The sequence below is a fragment of the Sinosporangium album genome, from assembly GCF_900100605.1.
Taxonomy (GTDB): domain Bacteria; phylum Actinomycetota; class Actinomycetes; order Streptosporangiales; family Streptosporangiaceae; genus Sinosporangium; species Sinosporangium album.
The window spans coordinates 1-7,923 of sequence record NZ_FNCN01000072.1; the positions used below are offsets into that span (position 1 = coordinate 1).

Here is a 7,923-nt window from a genome sequence, read left to right on the forward strand (position 1 = left end):
CTGAGGAGCGTAGGGAGCGAAGCGACCACAGCGACGAGGGAAGACACCGGGTCAAGAGCCCCCTCGCCGCGACGCGAAGCGTCGCCATCGAACACAGTGCCCTACGATTGTCGCCTTGAAGACGGCATCCAGACCGGGAGATCTCATGGACGCGCGCACCACCTGGCCCGCGCTGTTGTCGGCCCTGCTCTCCGGCGAGCACCTCACCGCCGACGAGACCGCGTGGGCGCTGAAAGAGATCATGTCGGGGGCCGCGACACACGCCCAGATCGCCGCTTTCGCGGTCGCGCTGCGCGCCAAGGGCGAGACGGTCGCGGAGGTGACCGGGCTCGCCCGCACGATGCTGGAGCTGGCCACGCCGCTGAGGGTGCCGGGCCCGGTGCTCGACGTCGTCGGCACGGGCGGCGACCGGGCCCACACGGTCAATGTCTCGACCATGGCCGCGATCGTGGCCGCGGCCGCGGGCGCGCGTGTGGTCAAGCACGGCAACCGCGCCGCCTCTTCCACGTGCGGGGCCGCCGACGTGCTCGAACACCTCGGTGTGCGCCTCGACCTGTCGCCGGAGGCGACCGCCAGGGTGGCCGAGGAGGCGGGCATCGCCTTCTGCTTCGCGCCGGTCTACCATCCGGCGCTGCGCTTCGCCGGGCCGGTGCGCAAGGAGATCGGCGTGCCGACCTTCTTCAACTTCTTGGGCCCGCTCACCAACCCTGCGAGGCCCTCCGCTCAGGCCATCGGCGTCTACGACGCGCGCCTGCTGCCGGTCGTGGCCGGGGTGTTCGCCGAGCGCGGGGTGTCGGCCCTGGTGTTCCGGGGCGACGACGGGCTCGACGAGCTGACGATCGCGACGACGTCGACCGTGTGGGTCGTGCACGACGGCAGTGCCACCCAGACCACCTTCGACCCGGCCGTGCTCGGCGTCCCGAGGTCCAGCGCCGACGCGCTGCGCGGCGGCGACGTCGCGTTCAACGCCAAGGCGGTGCACGACACCTTGGGCGGGGCGACGGGCCCGGTGCGTGACGCCGTGCTCCTCAACGCCGCCGCGGCCCTTGTCGCGCTGGCGGGCAACGGCGACGACCTCGACGCCGCGATGATCGACGCCTATGCCCGCGCCGCGCTCGCCGTCGACTCCGGTGCCGCCGCCGCGACCCTCGACCGCTGGGTCACCGTCAGCGCCGCCCAGAGCTGACCCACCACCCAAAGCCGACCCGCCCCTGAAGGCCGACCCGCCGCCCGGGGGCCGACCCGCTCCTGGGAAGAGGCCGTCCCATGGGAGAGGCCGCCCTCGGTGAGGGCGGCCTCAGCCGTACGCGGAGCCTGGCAGCGTCGCGCGGGTGGCCCCTGTCAGAGCTTCTCGGTGTCGAAGGCCAGGGAGACCGCGCTGCCCTTGACCCAGCGGTGCCAGGACATCTGCCACTGACCCCAGCCGTTGAAGGGCTCCAGTTGGCGGGGTGAGCCGACGACGTCGATGGGGTCGCCGCGCAGGGTGTTCTTCATGAACCAGCGGGCGTTCTCCGGGCCGACGTTGACGCAGCCGTGGCTGACGTTGGAGTTGCCCTGGGAGCCGACCGACCACGGGGCGCCGTGGACGTACTCCCCGCTGTTGGAGATGCGCACATTGCTGTAGACGGTCTGACGGTAGTAGCCGGGGCAGCCGGGCCCGCAGCCGACGGTGGAGGAGTCCATGATGACGACGGGCTCCATCGACATGGCGACGTGCTTGCCGTTGGTCGTGTAGTACTTCCAGGTGCCGCCTCGTCCCGCGCTGATGGGGAAGTTCTTGATCACCTCTCCGTCGCGGCGCACCTTCATCATGTGCGTGTCGGTGTTGACGACGCTCATCTGGGAGCGCCCGACCTTGAACTCGTGGGTGAAGTCCTGGGTGGCGTAGCGCCCCGTGTCGACCTCGACGCCGTTGAGCTGCCCGATGAGCTTGACCTTGGTGTGGCTCGGCCAGTAGTCGCGGGGGCGGAAATGCACGGTTTTCCCGTCGACCCAGTGCCAGGCTCCCTCGATGGCCTTGGACGTGACGACGCGGAGGTTGCGTTCGACGTCGACCCGGTTCGTGATCTCCTTGTCGAAGGTGATCATGATGGGCATGCCGACGCCGACCAACTCACCCTTCTGCGGGGTGATGTCCTTGATCCCGACGGCGGCGGTGGACTGGACGGTGGTGAACGCCGTCTCAACCTTCGTCTGCTTGCCGTCCGGGTTGGTGGCGGTGGCGCTGACCGTGTAGGTCGTGCCCGGCGACATGCTGCGGCTGCTGCGCCACTTGGTGCGGTCGGCGCTGAGGACGCCTTTCATCACCGTGCCCCGGCCGGCTGCGCCGCCGCCCGCGCGGACCGTCACCGCCGACAGGGCGCCTCCCTGGGCCGCGACGAGGACGGTGGTGTCGGGGGCCACGTTCTTGGCTTTGCCGTACGGCAGGACGTTGATGACGGCGTCCGCGGCGGCCTTGTCCTGTGTGGCGGGCTCGTCGGAGCCGCCGACGGCGCAGGAGGCCACCAGGGCCATGGCGAGCAGACCTGTGCTGTGGAGCGCTCCACGAATCGAGTGACTCCCCTGAAAACCCACCGGAATCCCCCCGTCACACCACCGATCTTCCCTTTCGGAGTTATTACCCGGAGCTCCACCTCAGGCACATCAGACACACCAAGCGAACGGCAAAGAACATGAAAAGCGGGAGTCCCAAAAGGGACACCCGCTCCATATGCAGGGTCATGCCACGTTCTCGTACCTGCCGGGATGATCCATAAACAACGAGGCTCCCCCAGATTTCCGGGGGAGCCTCGACGCTCAGGCGGGGTGGCTCAGTGCGAGAAGTTGCCCCGGTAGTACTGGAACACGAACCCGATCATCGACATGATGACGGCGAAGACGCCGATCATGAACAGCCACCAGCCGATGACGAACCCGAAGAAGGTGAGCGCGGTGGCGAGGCAGACGAACAGCGGCCACCAGCTGTGCGGCGGGAAGAAGCCGAGCTCGCCCGCGCCGTCGCTGATCTCGCCCTGCTTGTCGTCCTCCGGCTGGTCGCCGATGCGGCGGGCCGTGAACATCAGGTAGTAGCCCACCATGAAGGCGAACCCGGTGGAGATCGCCATCGCCGTGGTGCCTACGGGCTCACGCGACCAGAACCAGTAGACGATGTCCGCGGCGGCGAAGAAGATGCCGCAGAGAAGGAAGAGCCATCCCTGGACCTTCATGATTCCTGACCCTTCAGCTCACGCTTGGCGGACACGTGGGGGTAGTGCAGGTCGAAAGCCGGACGCTCGGACCTGATACGCGGCAGCGACGTGAAGTTGTGCCGCGGCGGCGGGCACGAGGTCGCCCATTCGAGCGAGCCGCCGAAGCCCCAGGGGTCGTCGACCGTGACCTTCGGTGCGTTACGCCAGGTGGTCCAGACGTTGTAGAAGAAGAACAGCGTGGACGCGCCCAGGATGAACGAACCGATCGAGGAGATCATGTTGAGGTCGGTGAAGCCGTCGACCGCACTGTAGTCGGCGTAGCGGCGCGGGAAGCCGATGACGCCGAGCCAGTGCTGCACCAGGAACGTGGCGTGGAAGCCGATGAACAGCGCCCAGAAGTGCCACTTGCCCAGCTTGTCGTTGAGCATCTTGCCGGTGAACTTCGGCCACCAGAAGTAGAAGCCGGCGAACATCGCGAACACCACGGTGCCGAACACCACGTAGTGGAAGTGGGCGACGACGAAGTAGGTGTCGCTGATGTGGAAGTCGAGCGGCGGCGACGCCAGGATGACGCCGGTGAGGCCACCGAGCAGGAAGGTGATCAGGAAGCCCACCGAGAACAGCATCGGTGACTCGAAGCTGAGATGCCCTCGCCACATCGTGCCGATCCAGTTGAAGAACTTCACGCCGGTCGGCACGGCGATGAGGAACGTCATGAAGGAGAAGAACGGTAGGAGCACCTGGCCCGTCGGGAACATGTGGTGCGCCCACACGGTGATCGACAGACCGGCGATGGCGATGGTCGCGCCGACCAGGCCGATGTAGCCGAACAGCGGCTTGCGGCTGAACACCGGGAGGATCTCGGTCACGATGCCGAAGAACGGCAGGGCGATGATGTAGACCTCGGGGTGGCCGAAGAACCAGAACAGGTGCTGCCAGAGCATCGCACCACCGGTCTCGGGGGCGAAGATCTGCGTGCCGAGCTTCCGGTCGGCCTCAAGGGCGAGCAGCGCGGCGGCGAGCACCGGGAAGGCCAGCAGCACCAGGATCGAGGTGAGCAGGATGTTCCAGGTGAACATCGGCATGCGGAACATGGTCATGCCGGGGGCGCGCATGCAGATGATCGTGGTGATGAAGTTGACCGCGCCGAGGATCGTGCCGAGACCCGACATGGCGAGACCCATGATCCATAGGTCGCCTCCGATGCCCGGCGAGCTGATCGCGTTGGACAGCGGCGTGTAGGCGAACCAGCCGAAGCTGGCGGCGCCGTTCGGGGTGAAGAAGCCCGAGACGGCGATGATGCTGCCGAACAGGTAGAGCCAGTAGCTCACCATGTTGAGACGCGGGAACGCCACGTCGGGGGCGCCGATCTGGAGCGGCATCAGCTCGTTGGCGAACCCGGCGAACAGCGGGGTCGCGAACATCAGCAGCATGATCGTGCCGTGCATGGTGAAGAGCTGGTTGAACTGCTCGTTGCTCGTCACCTGCAGGCCGGGCTGGGCGAGCTCGACCCGCATGATCAGCGCCATGATGCCGCCGATCAGGAAGAACACGAAGGACGTGATGAGGTAGAGATGCCCGATGATCTTGTGGTCCGTCGACGACAGCCACTTCGCCAGCACGTTGCCGCGGCGGGTGGGGCGGGGACCGCCGACGGTCTGGGTCACCGGGTGGTCGATGGCGGTCACTGGGCCCTCCCAGCCTGGCCGGCGATGTACGCGTCGTACTCGGCCTGCGACACGAGCTTCACCGAGAACAGCATGCGGCTGTGGTCGACACCGCAGAGCTCGGCGCAGCGGCCGGCGTAGACGCCTGGCTTGTCAAGTGTGGTGATCTCGAACTTGTTGTTCTTGTTGATGTTGCCCGGGATCACGTCGCGCTTGAAGAGGAACGCCGGCACCCAGAAGGAGTGGATGACGTCGGGCGAGTGGAGCTCGAACAGCACCTTCTTGTTGACCGGCAGCACGAGCTGCGGGCCCTTGCGGTAGTCGCTCACCGGCATGCCCACGACTTCGGCCTTCTTGTCCTGGTAGGACGTGGTGAAGCGCCAGCTCCACTGGAACGCCTCCACCTTGACCGTCAGGTCGGGCGTGTTCGACACCTTGGTGAGGACCTCTTGGTCGCGCGCCGTGAAGTAGAAGAACACCGACACCATGATGATCGGGACCACTGTGTAGAGGATCTCGATCGGCAGGTTGTAGCGCACCTGCGGCGGCAGCTCGTCCTTGCTGTTCTTCTTCTTGCGGTGGAAGATGCACGCCCACAGGATCAGAGCGGTGACGACGACACCCGTGGCGATGGCGGCGATCCAGGAGCCGTTCCAGAGATTCTGGACGACTTCGGCTTGGGTGGTGATGCCCTCCGGCATGCCACCTCGGGACCACTCGTCAAGAGCCTGGTTGCTGCAGCCCGTCGCGGACACCACCAGCAGCGCCAGAGCGGCCGCGCGTGGCACCCTGCGCCGGGCCAACGGACGCCGTACAGCACGGCGGGTCGGACTCACGGATCGTCTACCCCACAGATTGAAAGCCCAAGGCTCGTGCCTGGGCGGTCGTTTCGATATTCACGCTTTGGTGGGGACACATTAGCGCGGACCGGTGCCGCCCCTGTTCTCAGCCCCCGTTAGTGTCGGCGTGTGGCGTACTTCGACGCGGCGTCGACCGAGCCGCTCCACCCGCAGGCCCGACAGGCGCTCATCGCGGCCCTTGACGTCGGCTGGTCCGACCCCGCCAGGCTCTACGGCACCGCCCGCCGAGCCCGTCTACTCCTCGATCAGGCGCGTGCCGAGATCGCCGAAGTGCTCGGGGCGCGGCCCGACGAGGTGTCCTTCACCACATCCGGCACCCAGGCCGTGCACCTCGGCCTCCTCGGCGCCCTCCAAGGGCGCCGGCGGGCCGGGCGGCGGCTGGTGACCGGCGCCGTCGAGCATTCGAGCGTACTGCACGCCGCCGGCACCCACGAGAGGGACGGCGGCGCGGTGCACACTGTCGGCGTGAGCCGTACGGGGGCTGTGGACCTCGCGGAGTTCGAGGAGGCGGTGTCGGTGCCGGGCACGGCGCTCGCGTGCCTGCAGACGGCCAACCATGAGGTCGGCACCCTGCAGCCGGTCGCGGGGGCGATCGACGCCTGCCGCAAGGCGGGGGTGCCGCTCATGGTGGACGCGGCGCAGACCGCGGGGCGGCTCGCCGTACCGGCCGGGTGGTCGGTGCTGACGGCCAGTGCGCACAAGTGGGGCGGCCCCGCGGGAGTGGGGGTGCTCGCCGTACGCAAGGGGACGCGCTGGCGCTCCCCGCTGCCCGAGGACGAGCGCGAGGCGCGGCGGGTGCCCGGCTTCGAGAACGTGCCGGCCGTCGTCGCCGCCGCGGCGGCCCTGCGGGCCATGGTCTCCGAGGCCAACTCCGAGATGGCCAGGCTGTCGATGCTGATCGACCGGCTGCGCACCACCATCCCCGCGGTCGTGCCCGACGTCGAGGTCATCGGCGACCCGGTCGAGAGGGCGCCGCACATCATGACCTTCTCGTGCCTGTACGTCGAGGGCGAGGCCCTGCTGACCGCGTTGGACGCCCTGGGTTTCGCGGTTTCCTCGGGAAGTTCATGCACGGCGAGTACTCTTCGTCCATCGCACGTTTTGGAGGCGATGGGAGTGCTCACGCATGGAAATGTGCGGATCTCCCTGCCGAGGGGTGTGGCCGCGGCCGAGGTCGACCGGTTCCTGGCCGTCCTGCCCGATGTGGTGCGGCGGATTCGCGAAGACGCTGGAGTGAGATGAGCAACCCGAGGGAAACGGCGCCCCAGCCCTCGCTGACGATCGACGCGCTGGGTAAAAAGTGCCCCATCCCGATCATCATGCTCGCCGAGCAGATCAACCAGGTCCCCATGAACGCGGTCGTGGCGGTGCTGGCGGACGATCCCGCGGCCTTCACCGACGTGCCGGCGTGGTGCAGGCTGAAGTCCCACCACCATGTGGGCAGCTATGAGCTGCCTGAGGGCGGCTGGGCGATCCACGTCCGGCGAAACTACTGAGCCGACTACTGAGCCCCTCCGAGCATGGGTATTAAGCCATAGTTCATCTCATTCAGGGGGAATCACGATGAGCCATGGAAAGACCCACCAAACCGCCCGAGACCTCATGAGCTCCGGCGCCCGCTGCGTCGAGGCGCACGAGACTCTCGACCGGGCCTCGCAGATGATGCGGGACATGGAGGTCGGCGCACTGCCCATCTGCGGCAGCGACGACCGGCTCAAAGGGATCATCACCGATCGCGACATCGTGATCAAATGCGTGGCCGCCGGTAAGGACCCGGCCAAGGTCACCGCGGGCGACCTCGCCGGCGGACTCGTCTGGGTGGACGCCGACGCCAGCGTGGAAGAGGCGCTCTCGATCATGGAGCAGCACCAGATACGCCGGCTCCCCGTCATCGAGAACCACCGGATCGTCGGCATGATCAGCGAGGCCGACCTGGCCAAACACCTGGCAGACGACAAGCTCGCGCACTTCGTGCACAAGATCTACGCCGGGGTGTGACCGGCACACAGCTCCCGCCGTACCGACAGATCGGTACGGCGGGAGCTGTGCTTATGGCGACGCTGTGCTTATTGCGACACTGCGTGTCGCGGCGAGCGGGCTCTTAACCCGATGTCTTCCCTCGTCACTCCGGTCGCTACGCTCCCTACGCTCCTCAGTCCAGACACCGGCGCCCGCTCGCACTCCCAAAGCGGCCAGAAACCCAGAACG

General features: G+C 67.3%; 8 protein-coding genes. 4 read left to right on the forward strand and 4 right to left on the reverse strand.

The window, feature by feature from the left end:
• Positions 1 to 145 precede the first annotated feature (145 nt).
• Positions 146 to 1,186: an anthranilate phosphoribosyltransferase gene (trpD, locus tag BLQ73_RS30500; RefSeq protein WP_093176352.1), complete on the forward strand. Its 1,041-nt coding sequence runs from the start codon at positions 146 to 148 to the stop codon at positions 1,184 to 1,186.
• Between the two features lie 155 nt (positions 1,187 to 1,341).
• Here trpD and BLQ73_RS30505 read toward each other — a convergent pair whose 3' ends face one another.
• From BLQ73_RS30505 to ctaC, 4 genes are all read right to left on the reverse strand, one after another.
• The gene (locus tag BLQ73_RS30505) at positions 1,342 to 2,574 is read right to left on the reverse strand and encodes a L,D-transpeptidase (protein WP_245691561.1); all 1,233 of its coding nucleotides are present in this window, start codon (positions 2,572 to 2,574) and stop codon (positions 1,342 to 1,344) included.
• 236 nt (positions 2,575 to 2,810) lie between these two features.
• A complete protein-coding gene (locus BLQ73_RS30510) occupies positions 2,811 to 3,206 on the reverse strand; it encodes a cytochrome c oxidase subunit 4 (protein WP_093176357.1) in 396 nt (131 codons plus the stop codon).
• Positions 3,203 to 4,876: an aa3-type cytochrome oxidase subunit I gene (gene ctaD / locus BLQ73_RS30515; protein WP_476712869.1), complete on the reverse strand. Its 1,674-nt coding sequence runs from the start codon at positions 4,874 to 4,876 to the stop codon at positions 3,203 to 3,205. The genes BLQ73_RS30510 and ctaD overlap by 4 nt, the downstream gene beginning before the upstream one ends.
• Positions 4,873 to 5,691: an aa3-type cytochrome oxidase subunit II gene (gene ctaC, locus BLQ73_RS30520; RefSeq protein WP_093176359.1), complete on the reverse strand. Its 819-nt coding sequence runs from the start codon at positions 5,689 to 5,691 to the stop codon at positions 4,873 to 4,875. The genes ctaD and ctaC overlap by 4 nt, the downstream gene beginning before the upstream one ends.
• Before the next feature lie 132 nt (positions 5,692 to 5,823).
• Here ctaC and BLQ73_RS30525 point away from each other — a divergent pair, with 132 nt between their 5' ends.
• From BLQ73_RS30525 to BLQ73_RS30535, 3 genes are all read left to right on the forward strand, one after another.
• The gene (locus BLQ73_RS30525; protein WP_093176362.1) at positions 5,824 to 6,957 is read left to right on the forward strand and encodes a cysteine desulfurase family protein; all 1,134 of its coding nucleotides are present in this window, start codon (positions 5,824 to 5,826) and stop codon (positions 6,955 to 6,957) included.
• Positions 6,954 to 7,211 carry a sulfurtransferase TusA family protein gene (locus BLQ73_RS30530; protein WP_176955794.1) on the forward strand — a complete coding sequence of 86 codons (258 nt, stop codon included), beginning with the start codon at positions 6,954 to 6,956 and terminating at the stop codon, positions 7,209 to 7,211. The genes BLQ73_RS30525 and BLQ73_RS30530 overlap by 4 nt, the downstream gene beginning before the upstream one ends.
• 67 nt (positions 7,212 to 7,278) lie before the next feature.
• On the forward strand, positions 7,279 to 7,713 hold the full coding sequence (locus BLQ73_RS30535) for a CBS domain-containing protein (RefSeq protein WP_093176364.1): 435 nt from the start codon (positions 7,279 to 7,281) through the stop codon (positions 7,711 to 7,713).
• Positions 7,714 to 7,923 lie beyond the last annotated feature (210 nt).